The sequence below is a fragment of the Streptomyces sp. SudanB182_2057 genome, from assembly GCF_964272715.1.
In the GTDB taxonomy this organism is placed as follows: Bacteria; Actinomycetota; Actinomycetes; order Streptomycetales; family Streptomycetaceae; genus Streptomyces; species Streptomyces rubradiris.
Genome location: NZ_OZ186798.1, coordinates 6686626 through 6710209, shown reverse-complemented (window position 1 = coordinate 6710209; position 23584 = coordinate 6686626). Strand labels below are relative to the sequence as shown.

At 71.5% G+C, this 23584-nt stretch carries 22 protein-coding genes and 7 tRNA genes; 10 read left to right on the top strand and 19 right to left on the bottom strand.

Going from position 1 to position 23584, the window contains the following annotated elements; all coding sequences use genetic code 11:
* Window positions 1-97 precede the first annotated feature (97 nt).
* Window positions 98-1744 (top strand): hypothetical protein, encoded by a 1647-nt coding sequence (locus ACSURM_RS29840; RefSeq protein WP_436958879.1) that lies wholly within the window; start codon window positions 98-100, stop codon window positions 1742-1744.
* Between the two features lie 36 nt (window positions 1745-1780).
* On the opposite strand, the gene ACSURM_RS29835 is transcribed toward ACSURM_RS29840, so the two are convergent.
* The 3 genes from ACSURM_RS29835 to ACSURM_RS29825 form a co-directional block, all read right to left on the bottom strand.
* The gene (locus ACSURM_RS29835; protein WP_289971488.1) at window positions 1781-2341 is read right to left on the bottom strand and encodes an HIT family protein; all 561 of its coding nucleotides are present in this window, start codon (window positions 2339-2341) and stop codon (window positions 1781-1783) included.
* Window positions 2342-2447: 106 nt separating this feature from the next.
* Complete coding sequence (gene thrS / locus ACSURM_RS29830; protein ID WP_436958877.1) at window positions 2448-4424, bottom strand: threonine--tRNA ligase; 1977 nt, start codon at window positions 4422-4424, stop codon at window positions 2448-2450.
* A gap of 114 nt (window positions 4425-4538) precedes the next feature.
* Window positions 4539-4694, bottom strand: a complete 156-nt coding sequence (locus ACSURM_RS29825) for a hypothetical protein (protein WP_436958876.1) — start codon at window positions 4692-4694, stop codon at window positions 4539-4541.
* A 521-nt stretch (window positions 4695-5215) separates the two neighbouring features.
* Between ACSURM_RS29825 and ACSURM_RS29820 the strand changes: the two genes are divergently transcribed.
* The gene (locus ACSURM_RS29820; RefSeq protein WP_436958875.1) at window positions 5216-5941 is read left to right on the top strand and encodes a 3'-5' exonuclease; all 726 of its coding nucleotides are present in this window, start codon (window positions 5216-5218) and stop codon (window positions 5939-5941) included.
* Between the two features lie 73 nt (window positions 5942-6014).
* Here ACSURM_RS29820 and ACSURM_RS29815 read toward each other — a convergent pair.
* The 10 genes from ACSURM_RS29815 to ACSURM_RS29770 form a co-directional block, all read right to left on the bottom strand.
* Window positions 6015-6086, bottom strand: a tRNA-Val gene (locus ACSURM_RS29815).
* 39 nt (window positions 6087-6125) lie between these two features.
* On the bottom strand, window positions 6126-6572 hold the full coding sequence (locus tag ACSURM_RS29810) for an SRPBCC family protein (protein WP_436958874.1): 447 nt from the start codon (window positions 6570-6572) through the stop codon (window positions 6126-6128).
* A gap of 129 nt (window positions 6573-6701) precedes the next feature.
* A complete protein-coding gene (locus ACSURM_RS29805) occupies window positions 6702-9440 on the bottom strand; it encodes a Tat pathway signal sequence domain protein (protein WP_436958873.1) in 2739 nt (912 codons plus the stop codon).
* Between the two features lie 468 nt (window positions 9441-9908).
* Window positions 9909-10499 carry a hypothetical protein gene (locus ACSURM_RS29800; RefSeq protein WP_436958872.1) on the bottom strand — a complete coding sequence of 197 codons (591 nt, stop codon included), beginning with the start codon at window positions 10497-10499 and terminating at the stop codon, window positions 9909-9911.
* Window positions 10500-10502: 3 nt separating this feature from the next.
* Window positions 10503-11402: a carbohydrate ABC transporter permease gene (locus tag ACSURM_RS29795; protein ID WP_436958871.1), complete on the bottom strand. Its 900-nt coding sequence runs from the start codon at window positions 11400-11402 to the stop codon at window positions 10503-10505.
* Entirely contained in the window at window positions 11399-12370 is a 972-nt protein-coding gene (locus ACSURM_RS29790; protein ID WP_436958870.1) for a carbohydrate ABC transporter permease, read from the bottom strand. The genes ACSURM_RS29795 and ACSURM_RS29790 overlap by 4 nt, the downstream gene beginning before the upstream one ends.
* Window positions 12370-13653, bottom strand: coding sequence for an ABC transporter substrate-binding protein (locus ACSURM_RS29785; protein ID WP_436958869.1), 1284 nt, complete (start codon window positions 13651-13653; stop codon window positions 12370-12372). Before ACSURM_RS29785 ends, ACSURM_RS29790 begins: the two co-directional genes overlap by 1 nt.
* Before the next feature lie 240 nt (window positions 13654-13893).
* Window positions 13894-14964, bottom strand: coding sequence for an alpha/beta fold hydrolase (locus tag ACSURM_RS29780; protein WP_436958868.1), 1071 nt, complete (start codon window positions 14962-14964; stop codon window positions 13894-13896).
* 900 nt (window positions 14965-15864) lie between these two features.
* Window positions 15865-15936 (bottom strand) — tRNA-Val (locus ACSURM_RS29775).
* Between the two features lie 85 nt (window positions 15937-16021).
* Window positions 16022-16486 carry a TIGR02611 family protein gene (locus tag ACSURM_RS29770; protein ID WP_436958867.1) on the bottom strand — a complete coding sequence of 155 codons (465 nt, stop codon included), beginning with the start codon at window positions 16484-16486 and terminating at the stop codon, window positions 16022-16024.
* A gap of 191 nt (window positions 16487-16677) precedes the next feature.
* Here ACSURM_RS29770 and ACSURM_RS29765 point away from each other — a divergent pair, with 191 nt between their 5' ends.
* Both ACSURM_RS29765 and ACSURM_RS29760 read left to right on the top strand, forming a co-directional pair.
* Entirely contained in the window at window positions 16678-17091 is a 414-nt protein-coding gene (locus ACSURM_RS29765) for an SsgA family sporulation/cell division regulator (RefSeq protein WP_004002642.1), read from the top strand.
* A gap of 395 nt (window positions 17092-17486) precedes the next feature.
* The gene (locus ACSURM_RS29760) at window positions 17487-18047 is read left to right on the top strand and encodes a CGNR zinc finger domain-containing protein (RefSeq protein WP_436958866.1); all 561 of its coding nucleotides are present in this window, start codon (window positions 17487-17489) and stop codon (window positions 18045-18047) included.
* A 98-nt stretch (window positions 18048-18145) separates the two neighbouring features.
* Here ACSURM_RS29760 and ACSURM_RS29755 read toward each other — a convergent pair whose 3' ends face one another.
* Window positions 18146-18298: a hypothetical protein gene (locus tag ACSURM_RS29755; protein ID WP_184971216.1), complete on the bottom strand. Its 153-nt coding sequence runs from the start codon at window positions 18296-18298 to the stop codon at window positions 18146-18148.
* A 154-nt stretch (window positions 18299-18452) separates the two neighbouring features.
* A complete protein-coding gene (locus ACSURM_RS29750; RefSeq protein ID WP_436958865.1) occupies window positions 18453-18908 on the bottom strand; it encodes a hypothetical protein in 456 nt (151 codons plus the stop codon).
* Between the two features lie 224 nt (window positions 18909-19132).
* Between ACSURM_RS29750 and ACSURM_RS29745 the strand changes: the two genes are divergently transcribed.
* Complete coding sequence (locus tag ACSURM_RS29745) at window positions 19133-19666, top strand: DsbA family protein (RefSeq protein WP_436958864.1); 534 nt, start codon at window positions 19133-19135, stop codon at window positions 19664-19666.
* An 82-nt stretch (window positions 19667-19748) separates the two neighbouring features.
* Here the strand turns inward: ACSURM_RS29745 and ACSURM_RS29740 are convergent, their stop codons facing one another.
* The 3 genes from ACSURM_RS29740 to ACSURM_RS29730 all read right to left on the bottom strand — a co-directional run bounded on the left by ACSURM_RS29740 (window position 19749) and on the right by ACSURM_RS29730 (window position 22579).
* Window positions 19749-20573, bottom strand: coding sequence for an N-acetyltransferase family protein (locus ACSURM_RS29740; protein WP_436958863.1), 825 nt, complete (start codon window positions 20571-20573; stop codon window positions 19749-19751).
* Window positions 20574-20705: 132 nt separating this feature from the next.
* Window positions 20706-21527, bottom strand: a complete 822-nt coding sequence (locus tag ACSURM_RS29735) for an aminotransferase class IV (RefSeq protein ID WP_436958862.1) — start codon at window positions 21525-21527, stop codon at window positions 20706-20708.
* Window positions 21524-22579, bottom strand: a complete 1056-nt coding sequence (locus ACSURM_RS29730; protein ID WP_436958861.1) for a chorismate-binding protein — start codon at window positions 22577-22579, stop codon at window positions 21524-21526. Before ACSURM_RS29730 ends, ACSURM_RS29735 begins: the two co-directional genes overlap by 4 nt.
* A gap of 178 nt (window positions 22580-22757) precedes the next feature.
* On the opposite strand from ACSURM_RS29730, the gene ACSURM_RS29725 reads away from it, so the two are divergent.
* The 5 genes from ACSURM_RS29725 to ACSURM_RS29705 all read left to right on the top strand — a co-directional run bounded on the left by ACSURM_RS29725 (window position 22758) and on the right by ACSURM_RS29705 (window position 23226).
* Window positions 22758-22830: transfer RNA gene (locus ACSURM_RS29725), tRNA-Gly, on the top strand.
* 38 nt (window positions 22831-22868) lie between these two features.
* Window positions 22869-22942, top strand: a tRNA-Cys gene (locus ACSURM_RS29720).
* 1 nt (window position 22943) lies between these two features.
* A tRNA-Val gene (locus ACSURM_RS29715) sits at window positions 22944-23015 on the top strand.
* 38 nt (window positions 23016-23053) lie between these two features.
* Window positions 23054-23125, top strand: a tRNA-Val gene (locus ACSURM_RS29710).
* Between the two features lie 29 nt (window positions 23126-23154).
* A tRNA-Val gene (locus ACSURM_RS29705) sits at window positions 23155-23226 on the top strand.
* 49 nt (window positions 23227-23275) lie between these two features.
* Here the strand turns inward: ACSURM_RS29705 and ACSURM_RS29700 are convergent.
* Window positions 23276-23575, bottom strand: a complete 300-nt coding sequence (locus ACSURM_RS29700) for a zf-TFIIB domain-containing protein (protein WP_436958860.1) — start codon at window positions 23573-23575, stop codon at window positions 23276-23278.
* Between the last annotated feature and the right edge of the window lie 9 nt (window positions 23576-23584).

Genomic DNA, 23584 nt, shown 5'->3' with positions numbered 1-23584 from the left:
CCACCCGGCGGCGGCCCGGCGACCGGTCCAACAGGTGTGCGGAGCAAGGAAGTCGGGAAGGCCGCAGGCACGGCACCGGCGGCGATAGGGGCGGGGAATGTCGATAGGAACGGAGTGGGACGGGCCCCAGGTACCCGTCTCGGTCGGCGAGGGACAGGCGGCGACCGCCGCGCTGGCCTCCGCGGCATACCGGGACAGCCCGATCGAGAAGATCAAAGAGGCCGACAACGAGTGGCACCAGTCGACCGTCAAGGCCGGCCGGATCAAGATGTTCCGGCCCAACCTGGGCGAGGCGTTCTCCCGGGCCCTCGTGGACCGGATGCTGTCCCCCGGCCGCAAACCGCTCATCCAGTCCTTCGGCACCGAACCGCAGTTCGTGGTCGAACACGCCCTGGCCGCCAACAACATCCGCCGGGAGCGGGACAACCGCCTGACGGTCATCACCGTCGTCTGCGGCCTCGTCTTCCTGCCCGGGTTCATCGCCTGGCTGCTCGTCTTCCTGCTGCGCTCCTTCGTCGCCCGGCGCGACGACAAGCGGGCCGGGACACTGGCCACCACCCTCCTGCTGGGCGTCGGTCTGCTCGCCGCGCTGTTCCTGGTCAAGATGCCGTTCTCCGGCTTCTGGGCGTGGTACGCCCGCGCGGCCGTCGTCGCCCCCGTGGTCGGCTGGTACCTGGCCAAGCAGCTGTGCGAACGCACCGCCAAGGACCTGCGCGCGCGCTGGGACGGCCTGCTCTCCGGGACCAGCGTCGGCGCCAAGATCCCGGAGGCCGTGCCCCGCGGCCCCGACCAGACCGCCGCCGAGGAGCTGCGCCAGTCCCTGGCCCGGTTGAGCGCCGAGCAGCAGTCCAACGCGGTCTTCTACGCCGGCCCCAAGGGCATACTCGGCATGGGCACCCGCTGGGGCGCCTGGCAGCTCGCCGAGGACCTGGTGCCCGCCGACCCCGGCCGGGAGATCCACCCCTTCCGCAGCTGGGACGTGATACGCGCGATCCACGACAAGCTGTCCCTGCTGGAACGCGGCCCGCTGCACACCGGCGGCTTCCCCAAGCCCTCCGTACGGCACTGGATCGTCACGCCCATCGGCGAGAAGGCCACGGCGGTGTCCCGGCCCGAGGGCGCCGACGTCGAGGCGTTCCAGGTCAAGCCGCACGCCATACAGGAGATCTGCAACAAGCAGCAGTTCGGCAGCGGCGACCGGCACTACCTGGGCGTGCAGTGGACCCTGTGGGACGGCCAGCTGGTGATCACCATGCTGATCACCGTCACCGTGCTGCACCAGACCCTGCGCATCGAGGTCACCGGGCACGCGCTCGGGCCGGTGAACTCCCTGTTCACCAGCAAGCCGGAGGCACCGACCAAGGAAGTCGCCAAGTCCCTCAAGCCCTGGGAGAACCGCACGATCAAGCTGCCGCTGGTCACCACCGACGAGGTCGTACGGCTCGCCGTCCGCGCCCCGCTCACCTGGTATCCGCCGCTGCTGAACTGGCTCGGCGGCTCCCTCGGCCTGCCCGAGCCGTTCGGCCTGCGGCACGCCTGGGCCGACCAGCCGTGGCGCCATCGTTTCATGGCCGACGACGCGCTGCGCGCGGCCACGCCGGTGCTGCGCGTGGTGCACTCGGCTGCGATCAAGGTATTGGAGGAGAACGGCGTGGACACCGAGAAGTTCGGCGCCCGCTCGTCGTTCCTCAGCGGCAACGTCCAGGACCCGACGCCGAGGAAGGCCGACCTCTACGACGCCTGACCGGGTGCCCTCCGAGGAGGGCACCCCGTCGTACGCCTAGGCGGCCGGCCAGGAGTCCGCGAGCATCTTGCGGGTGTCGGCCAGCAGCTGCGGCAGCACCTTCGTGTGGCCCACCACCGGCATGAAGTTCGTGTCCCCGCCCCAGCGCGGCACGATGTGCTGGTGCAGATGCGCGGCGATGCCGGCGCCCGCGACGGAGCCCTGGTTCATGCCGATGTTGAACCCGTGCGCGCCGGACGCGGTGCGCAGGGCCGTCATCGCCTGCTTGGTCAGCTCCGCCAGCTCGGCGGTCTCCGGCCCGGTCAGCTCGGTGTAGTCGGCCACATGCCGGTAGGGCACGGTCATCAGATGGCCGCCGTTGTACGGGTACAGGTTGAGCACGGCGTACACCTGCTCACCGCGCCGCACGATCAGCCCGTCCTCGTCCGACTTGGCCGGGATCGAGCAGAAGGGGCAGCCGTCGTCGGCCCCCGGACCGGTCGGCTTGTTCTCGCCCTGGATGTAGGCCATCCGGTGGGGCGTCCACAGGCGCTGGAACGCGTCCTGCGTCCCCACTCCGATCTGCTGCTCCGGCTCACTCGTCATGCTAGGCAGCATATGGCGTCACCCCGGCCCGCCGTGCGGCCGGGGCGGACTCGGGTCACCGCCGCGCACGAGCGGGCCCCCGGGACGGTGGTCCCGGGGGCCGCGGCGCCGGTGCGGATCAGACCTGGGTCCGCTCCGTCACGATCTGCTCGATCTTCGCGATGGCCTCGTCGAACGGGATGCCGTTCTCCTGCGAGCCGTCGCGGTAGCGGAAGGACACCGAGCCGTTGGACATGTCCTCGTCGCCGGCGATGACCATGAACGGCACCTTCTGCTTCTGCGCGTTCCTGATCTTCTTCTGCATGCGGTCCGAGGAGGAGTCCACGTCGACGCGCAGGCCCTTCTTCTTGGCCGCGGTCGCGAACTTCTGGAGGTACTCCACGTGCGCGTCGCCGATCGGGATGCCGATCGCCTGGACCGGGGCCAGCCACGCCGGGAAGGCGCCCGCGTAGTGCTCCAGCAGGACGGCGAAGAACCGCTCGATGGAGCCGAACAGCGCGCGGTGGATCATGACCGGGCGCTGCTTGGAGCCGTCCGGGCCGGTGTACTCCAGGTTGAACCGCTCGGGCAGGTTGAAGTCGAGCTGGATGGTCGACATCTGCCAGGTCCGGCCGATGGCGTCCTTCGCCTGCACGGAGATCTTCGGGCCGTAGAAGGCGGCGCCGCCCGGGTCCGGAACCAGGGGCAGGCCCTGCTTCTCGGCGACCTGGCGCAGGGTCTCGGTCGCCTCCTCCCAGACCTCGTCGGAGCCGACGAACTTCTCCGGGTCCTTGGTCGACAGCTCCAGGTAGAAGTCGGTGAGGCCGTAGTCCCGCAGCAGGCCGAGGACGAAGGTGAGCGTCTTGTCCAGCTCCTCGGACATCTGCTCACGGGTGCAGTAGATGTGCGCGTCGTCCTGGGTGAAGCCCCGCGCGCGGGTCAGGCCGTGCACGACGCCCGACTTCTCGTACCGGTACACGGTCCCGAACTCGAACAGGCGCAGCGGCAGTTCGCGGTAGGACCGGCCGCGCGCGTCGAAGATCAGGTTGTGCATCGGGCAGTTCATGGGCTTGAGGTAGTAGTCCACGCCCTCGTCGAGCTGCATGGGCGGGTACATGCCCTCGGCGTACCAGTCCAGGTGCCCGGACGTCTCGAAGAGCTTCCCCTTCGTGGCGTGCGGGGTGTAGACGAACTCGTAGCCCTCTTCCTCGTGGCGGCGGCGCGAGTAGTCCTCCATCACGCGGCGGACGATGCCGCCCTTGGGGTGGAAGACGGCCAGGCCGGAGCCGATCTGCTCGGGGATCGAGAAGAGGTCCAGCTCGGTGCCGAGCTTGCGGTGGTCGCGCTTCTCGGCCTCGGCGAGGAAGTCGAGGTACGCCTTCAGCTCGTCCTTGGACGGCCAGGCGGTGCCGTAGATGCGCTGGAGCATCGGGTTCTTCTCGCTGCCGCGCCAGTAGGCGGCGGCGTTGCGCATCAGCTTGAACGCCGGGATGAGCCGGGTCGAGGGCAGGTGCGGACCGCGGCACAGGTCCTTCCAGCACAGCTCGCCGGTCTTGGCGTCCAGGTTGTCGTAGATCGTCAGCTCGCCGGCGCCGACCTCGACGTCCGCGCCGTCGTCGTGCGAGGCGGAGCCCTTGAGGCCGATCAGCTCCAGCTTGTACGGCTCGTCCGCCAGCTCCTCGCGGGCCGCCTCGTCGGTGACGACACGGCGGGCGAACTTCTGCCCGCGCTTCTGGATCTCCTGCATCTTCTTCTCGATGGCCTTGAGATCCTCGGGCGTGAACGGCTTGTCCACGTCGAAGTCGTAGTAGAAGCCGTCCTTGACGGGCGGGCCGATGCCCAGCTTGGCCTCGGGGAACAGCTCCTGCACGGCCTGCGCCATGACGTGCGCGGTGGAGTGGCGCAGGATGTTCAGGCCGTCCTCGGACGAGATCTCGACGCCCTCGACCTCGTCGCCGTCGGACAGTGCGTACGTGAGGTCCTTCAGCTCGCCGCCCACGCGTGCGGCGATGATCGAGCGCTCGCCCGCGAAGAGGTCGGCGGCCGTAGTGCCCGTCGTCACCACGCGTTCTTCCCGCTCGGAATCGCGTTGGATGATCACACGGACGTCTGACACCGGTCTCTCCTGACTGAAGGTGGGGTGCGGCGCCATACCAGGAGCGCGCGCACAGGCGATCGTACCGACCCGACGGCACCGACCGCGAAACGGTCACCCTCGGTCCGCGTCCGGTCACCCGTCCCCGCCGGTCTCCTCGGGGAAGCCGGGGTACTCCTGGAGGGACCTCAGCAGCCGGTCCCGTTCGGCGTCGTCCACGGGTACGGCGACGACACCGGAGGCGCCGGTGAGTACGCGGAAGCCGCCGCGGCGCTCCAGCCGGCCCCGCACACGGACGGGCCTCGCGGGACGCGTGCAGGGCGTGGTGGAGGCGGACGGCGAGGGGGCGGCGGCGCCGGGCGCCGTGGTAGCCGGCCCGGGCGTGGGTGGCGAGGGCGGCGGCGAGCAGCAGGTGCCGGGTGGCGGAGCGCGGCCGGTCGTCGGCGCTCCGGGGGGCAGCACCGGCGGGGCCGCCGGGGGTGTCGCGCCACCAGCGGGTCTCGTCGCTGGGTACGGCCAGGGCGATCAGGATCTTGGGTACGGAGACGGGGCTGCGGGCGAGTCGGTGAGCAGCCGGCCGCGGCGGTATCGGCGTGCGGACAGCCGACCTGGAGTGTCTCCATGCGGGCGGTGGTGACGAGGGTGGCCAAGCCCAAGTTCCTTCCATGACCGTTGTGTTGCCGCTGTGGGCCGCTGAACTGCGCGGACTCGTACTCCTGTTGCCTCCGGGCGGCGTACGGCGCAAACGGGCCGGGTATCACCAAACGGCAGAAGTCGGGACGTCAGCTGCCGTGGGTGAGCGAGGAGTTGGGATGACGACCTGGTACGAGGGGCCGCTGGCCGCCTTCGACACGGAGACGACGGGCGTGGACGTGGAGACCGACCGGATCGTGTCGGCCGCCGTCGTCGTCCAGGACGCGCCGGGGACCCGGCCCCGGGTGTCGCGCTGGCTGGTGAATCCGGGGGTGCCGGTGCCGGCGGAGGCGACGGCGGTGCACGGGCTGACGGAGGAGCACCTCCAGCACAACGGGCGCTGGCCGGCGCCGGTGATGTACGAGATAGCCGAGCAGCTGGCGGAGCACGCGACGCTGGGCCGCCCGCTGGTGGTGATGAACGCGCCGTTCGATCTGACGCTGCTGGACCGGGAGTTGCGCCGGCACCGCGCGTCGTCGCTGGCGCGCTGGTTCGACTCGGTGCCGCTGAAGGTGCTGGATCCGCGGGTGCTCGACCGGCAGCTGGACCGGTACCGCAAGGGCCGCCGCACGCTGGGCGATCTGTGCGGGCACTACGGCGTGACGTTGCGGGGCGCGCATGACGCGGCGGCGGACGCGCTGGCCGCGCTGGATGTCGTACGGGCGCTGGGGCGGCGTTTCGCGACCCGGCTGGAGCGGCTGTCCCCGGCCGAGTTGCACGCGCTCCAGGTGGAGTGGCACGCGGCGCAGGCGCGCGGGTTGCAGGCGTGGTTCGCGCGCAGTGGTTCGGAGGAGACGGTGTGCCCGGAGTGGCCGCTGCGGCCGGAGCTGCCGGCGGCGGCGTGATCCGGGCTCCGGCGGGAGGGCGGTAGGAGATACGAAGAAGGCCGGTCCGCTGTGGCGGACCGGCCTTTCCCGGTGGGCGATACTGGGATCGAACCAGTGACCTCTTCGGTGTGAACGAAGCGCTCTCCCGCTGAGCTAATCGCCCGGGAACGCACTGAACAATACAGGTCCGGGCGCCCTTCGTTCAAACCGCGTCCAGGCGGCGCAGCAGTCCGCGCCGCCCGGCCCGCATCATCAGGCGGTGATTGAGGCGGAAGAGGGGTCGTCCGGGCAGGGCGAGCCGCCTGAGCAGGGGCCGGCCCACGCGGACGTCCTGTTCGTAGTGGGCGAGGGTGCCGGGGCCGTCGGCGGTGATCGTCCAGCGGGCCCAGCCCCGGAGGTCTCCGGAGAGGGTGGCCTCGATGACGCCGGCGGCCGGGTCGCGGCGGGTCTGCCGCAGGGTGGCGGTGAGGGCGAGGGGCAGCGCGGAGCGGATGACGACGAGGCCGGTGTGCTCGGCCAGGCGGGTCGCCGACCGCACCTGGGGCCACCACCGGGGGTAGTCGTCGGCCCGCTCCAGCACCGCGTAGACGGCGGCCGGCGGTGCGGGCAGGGGCCAGGTGCTGTGGAAGCGGTAGTGGTGGGGGTCCATGGGGCGAGTGTGCCGGGGTGGTCGCGGGAATCTGAGTACGCGTACTCATGTGCCCCGCCGTGGGCCGGGTCACACTCGGAGGGCGAGCGCCGCCGCCCGTGCTGCGGCGCTCCCCCAGCCGCCTTCCGGCTAGCCCGGCATCCTGTGGCCGAGCAGGGCGAGGTTCTCGATGGCGGCGAGGCCGTAGAGGGCGGTGTCGTTGGTGGACACCCAGGCCGCCTCGTCGCTCTCCACGAGGGCGGCCGGTCCGGTCAGCTTCTCGGTCTTCCAGGGGGAGGACTCGGTGTAGCCGTCGGAGCCGTAGAACTTGGCCCAGGCGCGTTCGGCGAGGGCCGCGTCGCCGGTCTGTACGGCGGCGTAGGCGTCGAGGCGCGAGTGGCCCTGGAAGAGCAGCAGGCTGCCGAAGTGGGTGCCGTAGCGGGCGGCCTGTTCGGCCTTGGTGGCGTTGAAGTAGCGGCAGTAGTCCAGGTATGCCTCCTTGAACTCCGGCATGTCGACGAGGTGGATGAGTTCGGCGCACAGTTCGTTGAGTCCGAAGACGGCCGAGAGGTGGGAGACGGAGACGGCCGGCTTGTCGGCGACGGCGAACTCGCCGGTGTCGAGGTCGTACAGTCCGCTGCCCTGGACGAAACCGTTGGGCTGGGCGGCGATGCCCGCCATCGTGGACAGCACGCGTGCCTTGGCCTTCTCCCACTTGGGGCCCTTGCGTTCCCACTCGGTGAGCCAGGCCGACACCAGGCCGCTCCAGTCGGTGCCGAAGCCGATGGACAGGGCGTGCCGGTCGGGGGTGTAGGGGTCGGTGCGGACCTTGCGCTGGGGGTCGAGGGCGAGGAAGGTCTCGTCGGAGTCGACGTTGGCGTGCATGAGGTCGCCGACGCGTTCGTCGGCGGTGAGGAAGTAGTAGAAGCGCCGGTAGGTGGTGTTGGCGATGCGCTGCTGTTTGGCGCTGTCGGCGAAGTGCTGGACGCCGTGCCGGGTGCCGAGGCCCGCCCAGGTGCCGAGGTGGTAGACGTCGACCTCGCCGGTGTGCCGGGTCATGGCCTCGGCGAAGCGGAAGATGTCGGAGCGGCCGCTCCTGAGGTAGGCGTACCAGAGCCACAGGTCGGGTGAGAGCTCGGAGTTGTCCCAGGCGTAGCCGCCGATGTCGTAGCGCCATGCGTGCCGGGCGGAGTCGTAGGTGTGCATGATGTCGCCGTAGTCCCAGAAGCCGTACCAGCGGCGCGTCTCCACCTGGTCCTTGTAGTAGGTGAAGAGGAAGTCGAGGTGGTCCTCGATCCTGGCCTTGGCGGGGGTGGAGCGGTCGGGCTCGGAGTACAGGCCGGGGCCGAAGACCTCGGCCTTGATGAGCTGCCCGGGCGGGGCGGCGAGCTGCGGCGGGACGCGTACGGCTTCGGCCTGCCGGGCGAGGGTGTCGGCGGTGGGGGTGGAGTCGTTGGCCCAGAAGAGGAGTTCGGAGGTACGGGCGATGCCGTAGGGGGTGCCGAAGCCGGGCTCGTGGTCCTCGTAGGTGATGTTGAGGCCCTCGAGCTGTTCGGCGTAGGTGTCCTGGCCCATGCCGTCGTGGTAGAAGCGCAGGTCCATGGGCTGGGCCTCGGGTGACCAGAGCCAGAGGGTGACGGTGGCCTGGTCGGTGTGGGCGTCGCGGATGTCGAGCTGGGCGGGGAACTTCTCCCAGAAGTCGCGCAGGCCGAAGGAGAGGCCGCCGCTCGCGCCGCCGACGTAGCCGAATCCGGAGGCGCGCCGGCCGCCGCCGGCGGTGATCCAGCCGTGGCCCTTCTTGGTGCGCTTGCGGACGGTGAAGCCGTCGGCGGAGAGCTGGGCGAGGGTGTAGTCGCCCCAGTGCGGGATGTACCGCAGGCGGGTGGTGACCCGCTGGTCCCAGGTGGCGGGGTCGGGGAGCCTCTTCCCCTCGTACTGGGCGGCCTGGACGGCGGCGCCGGGGTCGCGGCGCAGTCCGGTGATGCCCTGGACGGCCTCGCGCAGCAGTCCGGTGCCCTCGCCGCCGATGCGGATGTGCCGGTCGTAGGCCGGGTCGCGCATCGGCACGGTGAAGCGGACGCCGAGGCCGCGGATGAAGTCGCCGCTCGCCTTGCCTGGCTCCTGCTTCCCGTCGTAGGTGAGGGTGTGCACCATGCGGAAGGAGTCGGAGCCGGCGTAGAAGTACAGGCGGAGGGAGAACGGCAGCCATTCCCGGCCCCCCTTGCGGTGTCTGCCGTCGACGCGGACGACGGCCCGGACCGGTCCGTCCTGTTCCACGGTGACGGCGGAGACGGCGCCGTCGAAGCGTTCGGTCCTGACCGTGCCCTGGTCCTCGTCCTCGATCTCGGGCTGGCGGAGGAGGACGAGCCGGCCGTTCCGGGCGATCTCGGTGGAGCCGCGGGTGACGGACTTGATGAGCGTGGAGCCGTTCTTGCCGATCTTCGCGGTGATGACGCCGGTGGAGACGTCGATGGTGCCGCCGCCGCTGTCGACGGTGACCTTCCGCGCGGGCTCGGCGGGGGTGCCCGTGGTGAGCGTGAGCCTGCCGGTGCCGGTGCCGACGGCGTGGGCGGTCCATTTCAGGGAGCCGTCGGGCCAGTAGGCGAGCGGCCAGGTCTGCACGGGGACGGGCCCGCCGTCGGCGTCGGTGACCGCGAAGGACTGGTCCGGCTGGTGGGCGCCCATCGGCCAGGGCACGCCGACGGTGGTCCCGGGCGCGGCGCCGAGGCCGCCGTCCTCCAGCCAGTCCAGGGTCACCGGGTCGGCACCGTCGGCGGCGGCAGCGGGCGCGGCCCCGGCGTCCCGGGCGCCGAGGGCCCAGCTGAACTGGGCGGCCGCTCCGGCGACGGCGGCGGCCTTGAGGAGGGACCTGCGGGGTATGGGGGACATGACCTTTCCTTCCGTTGAGGCGCTGTGGTCAGGGGCATGACAGCGGTGGCGGTGGTTACGAGGCTCGGGGCGCGGGTCGCGAGAGGGGCGGCGGTCCGGCGGCGCCCGGCTCCGGGGACCGCCCGTTCAGCGGCGCCCGGCTCCCCCAGACCGCCCGTTCGGCGAAGCCGGGGTCCGGGCCGCGGGTCCCAGGGCGCCAGTCCTCGGCGGACGCGAATTCCAGGGGGCATCCGTCATCGGATGCCGCGAGTTCCGGCGGCTACCGAATCTCCGGCGTTGCCGGTCGCCCGGTGGCGCCGCACTCCGCGGGCCGCCGCTTCCCGGCCCGTCCGGCGCCGGACGGGGCACCGTCGGTCCCGACGGCGGCCGGGCTCGGCGGTGGCCGGGCTCGGCGGTGGCCGGGCTCGGCGGTGGCCGGGCTCGGCGGTGGCCGGACTCGGCGGTGGCCGGACTCGGCGGTGGCCGGACTCAGCGGCGGCGGTGGCGTTCCTCGACGGCGACGGCCGCCGCGGCCACGGCTCCCAGCACGGGGACCGCCAGCGGGGCGATGAGCAGGGCGGAACAGCAGGTCAGGGCGGCTCCGGCGACCAGCAGGAAGGAGCCCGCGGGATCCCGTACGGTACGCCGCCCGGCGTCGGCGAGCAGGGTCCGCCAGCGCTCCCCCGGCGCCCACACCGCCGCCGCCCGCAGCCCGGCCACCGCGAGCCCGAGCAGCGCGAGCAGTCCCACGGCCCCGACCAGGGGGCCGCCGGGCAGCCCGGCGCGTACGGCCCGGACGTCCAGCCAGGCGACCGCCGCGGCGACCCAGCCGACGGCGCCGACGGCCCATCCCCCGCGCAGCGCACGGCGGAAGTCGGTGGTGAACTCCCGCCATCCGCCGCCCTGGTGGGCGGTACGCCGGCGCAGGTGCCGGGCCCCGGCGGCGAACGCGGCCGGGTAGGTGACCACACCGAGGCAGGCCACCGCGATCCACACCCCGGTCAGCAGGGACTCGGCGAAGACGCCGTAGCGCTCCGCGAAACCGGACTCCCGGCGCGGCCGCACCCGAGCTTGGGACATGGTTCAGCCCTTCAGTCCGGAGGTCGCCATGCCGTCGATCAGATAGCGCTGGAAGGCGAGGAAGAACAGCAGCACCGGCAACAGCGCGACCAGTGACATGGCGATCATGCCGCCGTAGTTGGCGGCGACGCCGTCGGAGTCGCGGAACATCATCAGGCCCAGGGAGACGGTGTACTTGCCGGGCTCGTTGAGGTAGATCAGCGGGCCCATGAAGTCGTTCCAGGCGTTGATGAAGGTGAAGATCGCGCTGGTGATGAGCGCGGGCCGGCACAGCGGCAGCACGATCGACCAGTAGGTGCGCAGGTGCCCGCAGCCGTCGAGGCGGGCGGCCTCGTCCAGTTCCCGGGGCAGGTTCCGCATGAACTGCACCATGAGGAAGACGAAGAAGGCCTCGGTGGCGAGGTACTTGCCGATCAGCAGCGGGACGTAGGTGTTGACCAGCTCCAGCTTCTGGAACATCACGTACTGCGGGATCAGCAGCACGTGGTACGGCAGCAGGAGCGTGCCGATCATGAGGGAGAACAGCAGGTTGCGCCCGGCGAACTTGACGCGCGCGAAGGCGTAGGCGGTCAGCGAGCAGGAGACCAGGACGCCGACGACCGCGCCGCCCGCGTAGAGCAGGGAGTTCTGGAAGAACGTCCAGATCCTGATGTCCGCTATGCCGTCGGCGAGGCCCTTGAAATTGGACAGGATGGGGTGGGACGGGAACAGCGTGAGGCTGTTGATGATGTCCTTGCTGGGCTTGAACGAGGCGCCGATCACCCAGACGACCGGGTAGAGAATGACGGCCAGGATCAGCAGGGCACCGAGGTGCCAGGCGAGGGAGCCGGCCCGCCGTCGGCCGGGGCCCGGGGTCCGGGTGCCGGCCGCGCGCACCGGGGCCTTGGTCATGGTGGCGCTCATCGGGCGTCCTCCTCGTAGTGCACCCACTTCTTCTGGGACCAGAAGAGGACGGCCGTCACCAGGGCCACGGCGAGCAGCAGCATCCAGGCCATGGCGGAGGCGAAGCCCATCTGGGCGTTCTTGAAGCCCTGCTGGTAGAGGTAGCAGGTGTAGACGAGCGTGGCGTCGGCCGGTCCGCAGGCGGTGTTGGAGACGACGTAGGCCGAGCCGAAGATCTGGAACGAGTGGATGGTCTCCAGCAGCACGTTGAAGAACAGCACGGGGGAGATCATCGGCAGGGTGATGTTCCAGAACCTGCGCAAGGGCCCGGCGCCGTCCATCTCGGCCGCCTCGTACAGTTCCCTGGGCACCTGCTTGAGCCCGGCCAGGAAGATGACCATGGGCGCCCCGAACTGCCAGACGGTCAGCGCGACCAGGGAGTACATCACCCAGTCGGCGTTGCCGACCCAGCCGCCGACGTGGAAGCCGAGGAAGGTCTGCGTGCGGTCCACGACGGCGCCGTCGGAGAACAGCGAGCGCCAGACGAAGCCGACCGAGACGCTCGCGCCGATGAGCGAGGGGGCGTAGAAGGCGGCCCGGTAGAAGGCCTGGCCGCGGCGGCTCTGCGCGAGGAGCAGGGCGACGCCCAGGGCGAGCAGCAGCTTGAGCGGGGTGCCGATGACGACGTACTTGGCCGTCACCTCCACCGACTTCTGCCAGCGCGGGTCGTCGAACATCTTGGTGAAGTTGTCGAGACCGACCCACTTGGGGCTGGTGAAGAGGTTGTAGTCGGTGAACGCGAAGTAGAGGGAGGCGATCATCGGGCCCGCGGTCAGCAGCAGGAACCCGGCGAGCCACGGGGACATGAACAGATAGCCGGCGAGGTTCTCCCGCCGCCGGCCCGGCCGCCCCGTCCTCGCGGTGGCGGCCCGGCGCGCGCCGCGGGTCGCGGGCACGGAGTCCTTGACGAGCGTCACGGCGTTTCCCATCAGGCCTGGAAGGCGGCTTCGGCCTCGGTGAAGAACTGCTTCACCGCGTCGGAGACCTTGGACTTGCCCTGTCCGAGGTCGCCGCCGATGCGCAGGAAGGCGGACTCGATGGTGTCGGCGCCGGAAGGGTGCGGGGTGATCGCGCCGAGGACGCCGGCCTTGGCGGTGTCCTCCTCGTACTGCGCGATCTCCTTGTTGACCGCGTCGGCCGGCTGGTAGGCCGCGAACTGCTCGGTGCTGGTGAGGATGCCGCGGTCGTAGCCCATGATCTTGCCGACTTGGGGGTCGTGGACCATGAAGTCGATGAACCGCGCGACCTCCTCGGGGTGCGAGGTGCGGGCGGAGGCGCTGAGCATCAGGGAGGCGAGGTACTGGCCGGTGTGCTTGCCGTCCATGGTGGGGATGGGCGCGAGGCCGTACTCGCTGTCGCCCTCGGCCGAGTAGCGGACGGTGAAGTTGTCCCAGGTGAACTCCGAGGCGCCGTGACCGGCGGAGAGGGAGGACTTGGGCTTGTCCTGCTGGACGACCTTGGGGTCGGTGACCACACCGGCCCTGACCCGGCCCAGGCCGTCCGTCCACCACTCCGTCAGGTCGGCCTGGTCGAAGCCGAGTCCGTCGTCGCTGAAGAACGCCTTGCCGTTCTGGCGCAGGTAGAGGTCGTACAGGTACATGATGGTGAAGTAGCCGGTGTCCCCGGGGACCCGCGTCTTGTCGCGGATGGTCTTCAGGGCCTTGAAGTACTCGTCCCAGGTCCAGCCCGGCCGGGGTTCGACGCCCGCCTTCCGGAAGACCTTCTTGTCGATGACGAGTGACATGGTGTTGGAGCCGACCGGAACTCCGAGCTGCTTGCCGTCGACCTCGCCGACCTTCGTGACGCCCGCGCGGAAGTGATCCAGGCTCAGATTCCCGGCATCGACCTGAGGCTTGAGATCGAGGAGAATTCCGCGCTTGTCGTACTTCCTGAGGAAAGTGACGGCATTTTGGAAAACGTCCGGGGGGTTTCCGCCGGCGGCCTGGGTCTGGAACTTCTCCCAGAACGAGTCGTACGTCTGGAAATCTGTTTTGACCTTGATCTTGGGGTATTTCCGCTCGAAGAGGGCGATGGACTGGTTGATCTTCTTGGCCCGCTCCTCGGCACCCCACCAGGAGTAACGGATCGTCACCGTGCCGTCCCCGGAGCCGCTTCCGCCGCCGCAGCCGGTGGTCGCGGCGAGCCCGAGCGTGGCCGCCGACGCCCCGGCCGCCTTCAGGATCGTACGCCTGTCAAGATTCCTGGTTCCCACAGTCGGGCCTCCCCGCAGCATCTCCGCCACGCGCATGAATCGTTTCAAGTAAGCGCTTGCTGGCACAAGGTACGAAGGGGCCCGGGGTGCGTCAATGACCCGGACAGGATTTTCTCGCGGGCGCCCGGACCGGCCGACCGGCCCGGCATCTGACCCCACCGCCGGAAACGGACCGGCCCGTCGGCCGTTCCCACTGGTGAGGGAAGCGCGGCCGACGGGCCGAACGAGCCGGACGGGGAATCAGGCGGGCAGCGCGGCCAGCCAGTCGAGCAGGATCCGATTCGTCTCCTCCGGACGCTCCTGCTGGACGAAGTGCCCGCAACCGTCCAGGATGTGCGAACCGAGAAGGCCGGGCAGCGTCTCGGGGTACGCCTCGACCGCGTCGGCCAGCCAGGCGAGGGAGGCGTCCCGTTCACCTCCGATGAACAGCGAGGGCCGCGTGATCGGCCGCCCCGCCCACTCGGCCAAGTCGGCCCAGTCCCGGTCCATGTTCCGGTACCGGTTCAGGGCCCCGGTCATCCCCGTCCGCTCGAACTCACCGGCGAAGACGTCGAGGTCCCCCTCCCCCAGCCAGTTCGGCAGCACACCGGTGGGAAAACGCTCGCGCAGCGTCCCGCCGGCCCCGGTGAAGTGCGGGTCGGGGGCGCCGGGGGCGGGCATGGTGCCGGCGGACAGGGCCGCGTAGAAGCCCGCGAGCCAGCCGCGCACATCGGGCTCGATCTCGGCTTCGGCCCGGCCGGGCTGCTGGAAGTAGGAGACGTAGAACTCCTCGGGGCGGGAACGGGAGTCGGCGCCGGGCTCGTCCCCCGCGCCGGCTCCGCCCATGCGGGCGAAGACCTCGCTGGGGCGGGGGCCGCCGGGCGGGGTGTACGGCACCCCGAGCAGCCCCACGGCCCGGAAGACGTCCGGCCTGGTCAGCGTGGACATGGCGGCGATCGTCGCGCCCCAGTCGTGCCCGACGACCACGGCGGAACGCTCGCCCAGCCCCTCCACCACGGCGACGTTGTCCGCGACCAGGTCGAGCATCCGGTACGCCTCCACGGCCTCCGGCCCGGAGGAACGGCCGTACCCCCGCACGTCGATCGCCACCGCGCGGTACCCGGCCGAGGCGAGCGCCGCCAACTGGTGCCGCCAGGCGTACCAGGACTCCGGGAAACCGTGCAGAAGCAGCACCAAGGGCCCGCTGCCCTGCTCGACCAGGTGGATACGCCCGGCCGGGGAAGGGAGAAGACGGTGGGTGGGGGCGGAGGAGGGCGCGGCGGAGGAAGAGCCGGTGGAGGCGGCGGGGGTGGAGCCGGCGGTGGGTGGCACGGGATCTCCTGTGGGTCGCGGGAGCTGGATGGGCGGGTCGGGAGTGGTCCTGGGGGGGGTTCTGGGTGCTTACGCGGAGCGGTCGCACGCGCCGGGAGCGGGTCGGGTCGGTCGGCGCGCCGATGGCCGGTCGGTGTCGGGTGTGCGGGCCACGACAGCGCCGGTCGGAACGGCTCCGGGGGCGCCGGAGGCGTGGGTACGCGCGGGCGGGTGTCGGCGACGGTGGGTGGCTCTTGCCCGGGGCCCTGAGCACGATCATCCGGCGGGTGGCCGGGCCGGAACGAGGGTTGTTGCCGGTTCGGCAAAACACGCCCGCTCGACGGTGGAGCGGAGACCGACCACGGCGGGTGTCCCCCTGACCACGCCCGCGCGTCCGAGCCGGTCACCGTCCGTGAGCCGACGCTCGGCCGCATGCCCGGTGCAGGAGGCATCCCGAGCCGTCCCTGTACGCCGGTGCACAGGGCGTACGTCGGTACGCCGCAGCCGCAAGGGCTGCTACCGCCTTCGGTGGGTCGAGCCGGGCCCCGCGCGGGGCAGGGGGCTTGGAGGCCCAAGGCGCCAGAGGGCTCGGTAGGGCATGGGCTCAGGGGGGCGGTACACGGAAGAGGGCGCCTGCGGAGGTGAAGGATGCCCGAGGCCGTCACGGGGGCGGAGACGGGGCGGGAACGCCCAGGAAGCCCGGCCAGGCAGCCCCAGGGGCTCTGAGCCCGCAAAGGCCCGACCAAGCCGGCCTCATAGGGCCCTGAGCCCGCGAGGGGGCCCGAAGAGGCCGGCTGCCTTCCGGCGAGCCACCCGCCCGGCACCCGACCGCCCGCCGCGCCCTCCCACCGCCGTACGCCCGCGCCGGTGCGGATACGCCGACGGCCCATCTGCTCGTCGCAGATGGGCCGTCGGTCCGGGTGGGCGATACTGGGTTCGAACCAGTGACCTCTTCGGTGTGAACGAAGCGCTCTCCCACTGAGCTAATCGCCCGGGCGCAGGAAGAACATTACCCCATGTCAGGGGGTGCTTCCGACCAGAGGCCGGGCGGCGGACGCCGCCGACCCCCGGTGCCGCGTCACTGGTCCTTGATCTTCCAGGGCATGACGACGCCGAACTTCCACAGGTAGATCCCGGCGAGCACGCCGATGATCACCAGACCGATCACGGTGAGGGCGATGTTGCGGCGGCGCACCTTGGGGTCGAGGGCCCGTTGGGCCGCCTCGGTGACCTTGCGTTTGGTCCAGCGCAGCACGAGCTGGGCCCAGACGAACTCGGTCGCCCAGATCGCCATGCCGCCGAAGATCACGACCCAGCCGGGCCCGGGCAGCGGCAGCATGATGATGCCCGCGACGACCACCGCGAGGCCGACCACGAAGACCCCGACCTGCCAGCTCAGATGCAGGAGCCGGCGGGCCTTGATGAATTCCGGCGCCCGCGAGCCCAGCCCGCTGCCGGCTCCTTCGGCGGTCTCCTGCCGGTCCGTGTTGGCTTTGTTGGATGCCACGGCGACCTCGCCCGGTTCGTCACTCCCCGTATTCATATAGACAAACCCTACCCGAGTGAAACCAGTCACCGGGATGGTCGTAGATCCGGTACGAGTTCTCGGCCGGAAGAGTTACGTAAACACACCCAAAACCCTCAGAGGGGTTTACAACGGCACCGTAGGTGGCATGTCGATTTCGCCGACGTGCGAATCCCCGAGCGCACACTGAGCGAAAGGCCCTGGCGCTTATGAACACCACGGTCAGCTGCGAGCTGCACCTGCGCCTCGTTGTGTCGAGCGAGTCCTCCCTGCCTGTCCCCGCAGGCCTGCGGTACGACACGGCCGACCCCTACGCCGTGCACGCCACCTTCCACACCGGAGCCGAGGAGACCGTCGAGTGGGTGTTCGCCCGTGACCTCCTCGCCGAGGGCCTGCACCGGCCCACCGGCACCGGCGACGTCCGCGTCTGGCCGTCCCGCAGCCATGGTCAGGGCGTCGTGTGCATCGCCCTCAGCTCCCCGGAGGGAGAGGCGCTGCTCGAGGCCCCCGCGCGGGCCCTGGAGTCCTTCCTGAAGCGAACCGACGCCGCCGTGCCGCCCGGCACGGAGCACCGGCACTTCGACCTCGATCAAGAGCTCTCGCACATCCTGGCGGAGAGCTAGGCCGCGGCCCCTCCGAGCAGCCCGGCGCCGTCCACTCGGGGAGACGGCTCGGGCCAAGACAACCGCATACGGCAACGGACCGACGCCGCCCCGTGAGCGTTCACGGGCGGCGTCGGTCTGCCGCCGCAGGCCGCGGACCGCGAGCGGACGGACGGTGTGCGTGGACGGCGCCCGGGTCAGCGCCCCGTACGGCGCGGTCGGCCGTCATCCCGTTCGGCCGGCCCGGGCCGTGGGCCGCCGCGCGGCCGGGCCGGTGCGGCGGGAACCCCGTGCGGGGCGGGGGCGTTCTCACGGCAAGCGGGGTCGGGGAAGCAGGGGTGCGGTCGGCGCGGGAGTCGCTACCATCGGCCAGCATCGGCGGGCGCCCGCCCGACCCCCAGGCCAGGGAGCGAAACGTGCTGATCACCCACGACACCCGGTGTGCCCTCGACACCGTGGTGGATCTGGTGAACTCCGCGCCCGAGGACGATGCGGCGGCGGACGGTCTGCCCGATGTCCAGGCACTCACGGATTTCGTGCGAAGCCACAAAATCAGCGATGTCGGCGTGCTGTCGGAGCTGGATCTCTCCGCGGTGCGCAGGCTCCGGGGGCGCTTCGCGGCGGTCTTCGCGGCGCCGGACGCCCGGTCGGCGGCCGTGCTGATCAACGAGCTGGTCGCCGCCGCCGGCACCACCCCCCGGCTGACCGACCACGACGGCTACGACTGGCACATGCACTACTTCGCTCCGGGTGCCTCCGTGGCCGACCATCTCGCCGCCGACTGCGGGATGGCGCTGGCCTTCTTCGTGGTGGCCGGAGAGCAGGAGCGGCTGCGGCGCTGCGAGGCACCGGACTGCCGGCGCGCCTTCGTGGATCTCTCCCGCAATCGCTCGCGCCGCTACTGCGACAGCCGTACCTGCGGGAACCGGCTGCATGTCGCCGCCTACCGGGCCCGGCGCAAGGAAGCGGCGGGCTGAGCGGGGCGGATGGGGCCGGCCGGCCATGTGCATGCCCGGGACGGTGCCCCGATGCGACGTCGGTCCCGGCGGGTGGCGCCGGGACGGACGTGTACGGCTCACAGCAGCAGCAGGTCGTGCAGCGCAGCCGTGAGCAGCAGACACCCGATCACCGCCAGGAAGATCATCAGCGGTGGCTGGGAAAGGGCGAAGAGGCACCCGCGAGGCTCGTCCTTGGGCGGCGCGGCCTCGCTCTGTGTAGTGTCCAGCATCTCGCCGCAGATCATGGCGTACCCGGTGCCCGGCCGCGATCAGCGCTCGGAGATCTTGCGGGAGTTCGCCGAATACCGTGAGGACTCGTCCGGCTGGTGAACGATTCCGGCCGCCCGGGGACACTCTGTGTCCCTTCGGCCAGTCATGTGACTGTCATATGCCGTGCTTCTTGAGGATGGCCTCGATGTCGCTGAAGTCCTCCGACGCGTCGCCGGGCCGGGGGGCGGACCGCGCGGTGGAAGGGCGGGCCGAGGGACCGGCCGTCGTCCCGCCGAGGGGCGGCGCCGTGGCCGTGGGAGCCACCGCCTCGCGCCGCGCCCGTCTCGCCGCCTTGCGCCCGTCGCCGGTCGTTCCGCGCCGGCGCTCCACGGCCCGGGTGCCGGTGAACAGGAGCCAGGCCGCGCCGAGCACTCCGAAGCCGGCCCAGGCGGTGGGGCTCAGCGCGGTGTCGGCGAGCCAGCCGACGACCCCGGTCAGTACCAGGCCGACCGGGACCAGCGAGTAGGCCGCGATGCGGGCCGCCGCCAGGAAGCGTCTGCGGTAGGCCGTGACCACCGCGATACCCAGGCCCGCCGCGGAAACGGCGGAGCAGACTGTCTCGGCGATCATCTGGTCCTCCTGGCGGGCTCGGTGCGTCGCTTCCATCGTGCACCGCCGGATCCCCGCGAGGCCATGGTCCAGCCGGACATCAGGGACATCTCCGGGTTCTCTCCTACTGGAGTCCCGGCACGTCCCGGCACGTCCCCGCCTCCCCCGCCCCTCCCGGCGCTCGACCCGCTCGCACAGCGAGGTCCGGTTGGGCCGCCCGGGCCCGGCCTGGAAGACTGGTGGCCATGAGCGACTCCTCCCCCGCCCGCACCGCCCCCCTCGTCCTCGACGTCTGGTGCGAGCTGCAGTGCCCCGACTGCCGTACGGCCCTGGACGACGTACGCGCCCTGCGTGCCCGCTACGGCGACCGGCTGGAGCTGCGGCTGCGGCACTTCCCGCTGGAGAAGCACAAGCACTCCTTCGCCGCCGCGCAGGCCGCCGAGGAGGCGCTGGAGCAGGGCAAGGGCTGGGCGTACGCGGAGGCCGTGCTGGAGCGGGTGGCGGAGCTGGACCGTCAGGGGGAACCCTTCCTGGTCGAGGTGGCGCGGGAACTCGGGCTGGACGCGGAGGAATTCGACACCGCGCTGATCGACGGCCGGCACATCCTGGCCGTGGACGCCGACCAGGCCGAGGGCAAGGCCATCGGTGTGACCGGCACGCCGACGTACGTCATCGAGGGCGAGCGTCTCGACGGCGGCAAGAGCCAGGAGGGCCTGCGTGCGCGCATCGAGCAGATCGCGGACCGCCTGCTGGCCGACCGCGCCCCGGAACAGGGCTGAGCGCCCGCCGGTACGGAACCGAACACCGGCCGGACCCGAGTACCGCACCAGGTGCGACCGGGCCCGGGAGCAGCCGCGGCGGCTACAGCAGGGGCTTGCTCAAGAAGTACGTCACCGTTTCGTAGCCGAGTGACGTGTACAGGGCCTCGGCCGGAGTGTTGCCCGCGAAGACGTTGAGGCCCAGGACCTGGCGGCCGGAGCCGGTCGCCTGGTGTTCCGCCAGGAGCATGAGCGTACGGCCGTGCCCCCGGCCCCGGTGGGCCGGGTACGCCTGCACGTCGAACACGAACGCCTTGCCCTCCTGGAGTGCCACCCACAGGGTGCCCACCGGGCTGTCCTCGTGCTCCAGCACGCTGAAGAGCATGCCCTCCGTCGCCGAGCCGTGCGGCAGCAGCCGTGCGTGGTCGTCCCGGGACTTGGCGCGGGCGGCGGCCTCCGGGATGCCGCGCTCGATCCACGTACGCGCGAACTGCTCGCGCTCCGCCTCCAGCCAGGCGTCGAACTCCTCCCCCGTCATGGGTCGCGCACGGCTGCCCGCGGGCAGGGCGGGCGGGGTGCCGCCCAGGCGTTTCTCCATGCCGCGGTTGCGCACGGTGTAACCGAGGGCGCGGAACAGGCCGAGGGCGGCGTCCGCCGCGCCGGGCACCGCGGCCTCCAACTGCGCGCAGCCCCAGCCGCGGGCCACCTCCTCCGCGGCCAGCGCCGCCACGGTGGCCCGCCCGCGCCGCCGGTCGGGCTCGGCGATCCGCAGGTCGATGACGCGGGCCACGGAGTCGCCGAGGGACGGGGAGGTGCCGAGGTGGATCTCGCCGACGGGACGGCTGTTCACGCACACCGCGTAGCGGCGTGAGCGGGTCCCGTCGGGGTTCTGCCGGAGCGGCTCGGCCGGCCGCAGGGTCGTCGTCATTACAGAGGTTCTACCCGCGCCGGCCGGCCGAGTCAGCCCGTTTTCGGGCCCGCCCCCGGCCCCCGCCTCCGGGCCCGTCCCCGGGCCCCGCTACCGGTGGGCCGCATCGCCGTCGCCGGTCCGGCCGTCGGCTCAGGGGTCCAGGTGCCTCCCGGACCGCTCGTCGAAGACGCGCATCACCTCGGTGGTCAACGGCCCCTCGGCGCCGGGAAGTTCACGGTCGTCGACGCGGTGCAAAGCCTGTACGTCCCGCAGGGAGGAGGTGAGGAAGACCTCGTCGGCGCGGTCGAGGACGTCCAGCGGCAGGTCCGTCTCCCGGGCACCCGTCCACTCGATGACCAGGGCGCGGGTGATGCCGGGCAGACAGCCGGAGGCGACCGGCGGGGTGTGGATCTCGCCGTCCAGGACGACGAAGACGTTCGTCGCGGTGCCCTCGCAGAGGAGTCCGGCCGTGTTGCCGAACAGCGCCTCGGAGGCGCCGAGTCGGCGGGCGCGCTCCAGGGCGACGAGGTTCTCGGCGTACGACGTGCTCTTCACGCCGGCGAGGGCGCCGCGCTCGTTGCGGGTCCACGGAACGGTGACCGCCGCGGTGGAGTCGGGGCGGCGGGTGGCCCCGGCGACGGCGACCACCAGGGTCGGGCCGTGCTCGCCGCGGCCGGGGCCGAGCGGGCCGGGGCCGCCGGTGCAGGTGATCCGCAGCCGGCCGAGCGGCACCGGGTTGGCCTCCAGTACGGCCGTACAGGCGCGGCGGATCTCGTCGTGGTCGGGGTCGGGCAGGCCGAGGACGCGGGCCGAGCGGGTCAGCCGGTCGAGGTGCCGGGTGAGCGCGAAGGGGCGGCCGTGGACCGTCTTCACGGTCTCGAAGACGCCGTCGCCGACGGTCAGACCGCGATCGAGGACGGAGACCCGGGCGGCTTCCGCCTCGCGCAGGCCGCCGTCCAGCCAGATCCTCATCCGAGGGCCTCCTCGGTCTCCTCGTACGCGCCCGACGCCACCGCGAGCAGCCGGGCCGCCTTCAGCTCGGTCTCCCGCCACTCCCCCTCCGGGTCGGACCCCCAGGTGATGCCGGCGCCCGCGCCGAAGCGCAGGGTGCCGTCGGCGCGGTCGATCCAGAAGGTGCGTATGCCCACGGCCAGCTCGCCGGTGCCCCGGTCGGCGTCCACCCAGCCGATACCGCCGCAGTAGGGGCCGCGCGGTGCCGTCTCCAGCTCCTCGATGATCCTCATGGCGCTCGACTTGGGGGCACCGGTGACCGAGCCGGGCGGGAAGGCCGCGGCCAGCAGCTCGGGCCAGCCGGCGTCCGGGCGCAGCTCGCCGCGCACGGTGGAGACGAGGTGGACGAGGCCGGGGTGCTTCTCGACCGCGCACAGGTCGGGGACGGTCACGCTGCCGGTCTCGCAGACCCGCCCGATGTCGTTGCGGACCAGGTCCACGATCATCACGTTCTCGGCGTAGTCCTTCTCCAGGAGGTCCGCCTCGGTGCGCCCGGTGCCCTTGATGGGACCCGACTCGACGGTCCGGCCGTCCCGGCGCAGGAACAGCTCGGGAGAGGCGGTGGCGATCTCCACGCCGTGCTCCGGCAGGCGGATCGTTCCGGCGTACGGCGCCGGGTTGCCGCGGGCCAGTACGGCGGTCAGGGCGTCCACGTCGGCGCCGGGGACGGCGGGCGCGCTGAGCACGCGGCAGAGGTTGGCCTGGTAGACCTCGCCGGCCGCGATGTGCTCGCGGATGCGCTGGACGGCCGCCGTGTACGCGGCGCGGTCCAGGGAGGAGGTCCACTGTCCCGGCTCCGGGCCCCGCCACCGGCCGGGGCGCGGCGCGGGCACCGGCTCCTCGCGTACGTCCGCGAAGCGGGCGCAGGTCAGCCGGCCCTCGTAGTCCGCGCAGACGGCCCAGAAGCCGGTGGAGTCCAGGGCGGCCGGGTCGCTGGTGACGTCGAGCAGACCCGTGGCGACACGGTCGCCGAAACGGGCCAGGGGAGGGAGTCCGCAGGGGTCGTGGAGCACGTGGTCGAGTCTAGGTCGGGTGTCCGCCGGGTGACCTCGGGATGTCCCGCGGGGGGCGCTGACCACGGGGTACGCGGGGCGCACCGCAGCACGCTGCGCAAACGCGTTTTTGTGCTGGCCCAGGAATCCGCTAGAGTTCAACACGTCGCCGGGACGCGGAAGCGGACCGAAACGACAAGCGGACGTAGCTCAGTTGGTAGAGCGCAACCTTGCCAAGGTTGAGGTCGCGAGTTCGAGCCTCGTCGTCCGCTCGAAGGAAGAAGGGGTCATCCCGATCCCCTACACTCCTGGTGGAGTGGCCGAGAGGCGAGGCAACGGCCTGCAAAGCCGTCTACACGGGTTCAAATCCCGTCTCCACCTCCAAGGACGATTAGCTCAGCGGGAGAGCGCTTCCCTGACACGGAAGAGGTCACTGGTTCAATCCCAGTATCGTCCACTGGATCTTCGGATCCCGGATCTTCTCGAAGGTCCCCCGCGCGATTAGCTCAGCGGGAGAGCGCTTCCCTGACACGGAAGAGGTCACTGGTTCAATCCCAGTATCGCGCACTGCCCGTGCCCCTTAGGTCACGGTCCGCGGACGATTAGCTCAGCGGGAGAGCGCTTCCCTGACACGGAAGAGGTCACTGGTTCAATCCCAGTATCGTCCACACAGCAAGAGCCCCCGGCCGTCTCGTACGGCCGGGGGCTTCTTCGTGCTCAGCTGGAGAACAGCATGTGGCCGAAGCTCTTGTGGCGGTGGTGGCCGTAGTGACCGTGGTCGCCGTGGTGACCGCCGTGCGGGGCGCCCCAGGCGGGCGCGGGCGGGGCCGCCGGGGGGTATGCCTGCGGGGCGGGCGGCGGGGGCGGGGCCGGCTGGGACCACTGGGCCTCCAGACGGGTCAGCGCCTCCAGCTCGCCGTAGTCGAGGAAGATGCCGCGACAGCCGCCGCACTGCTCGATCTGGACGCCGTTGCGGTTGTAGGTGTGCATCGGCGCATGGCACTTCGGACACTGCATGCTCGGCTC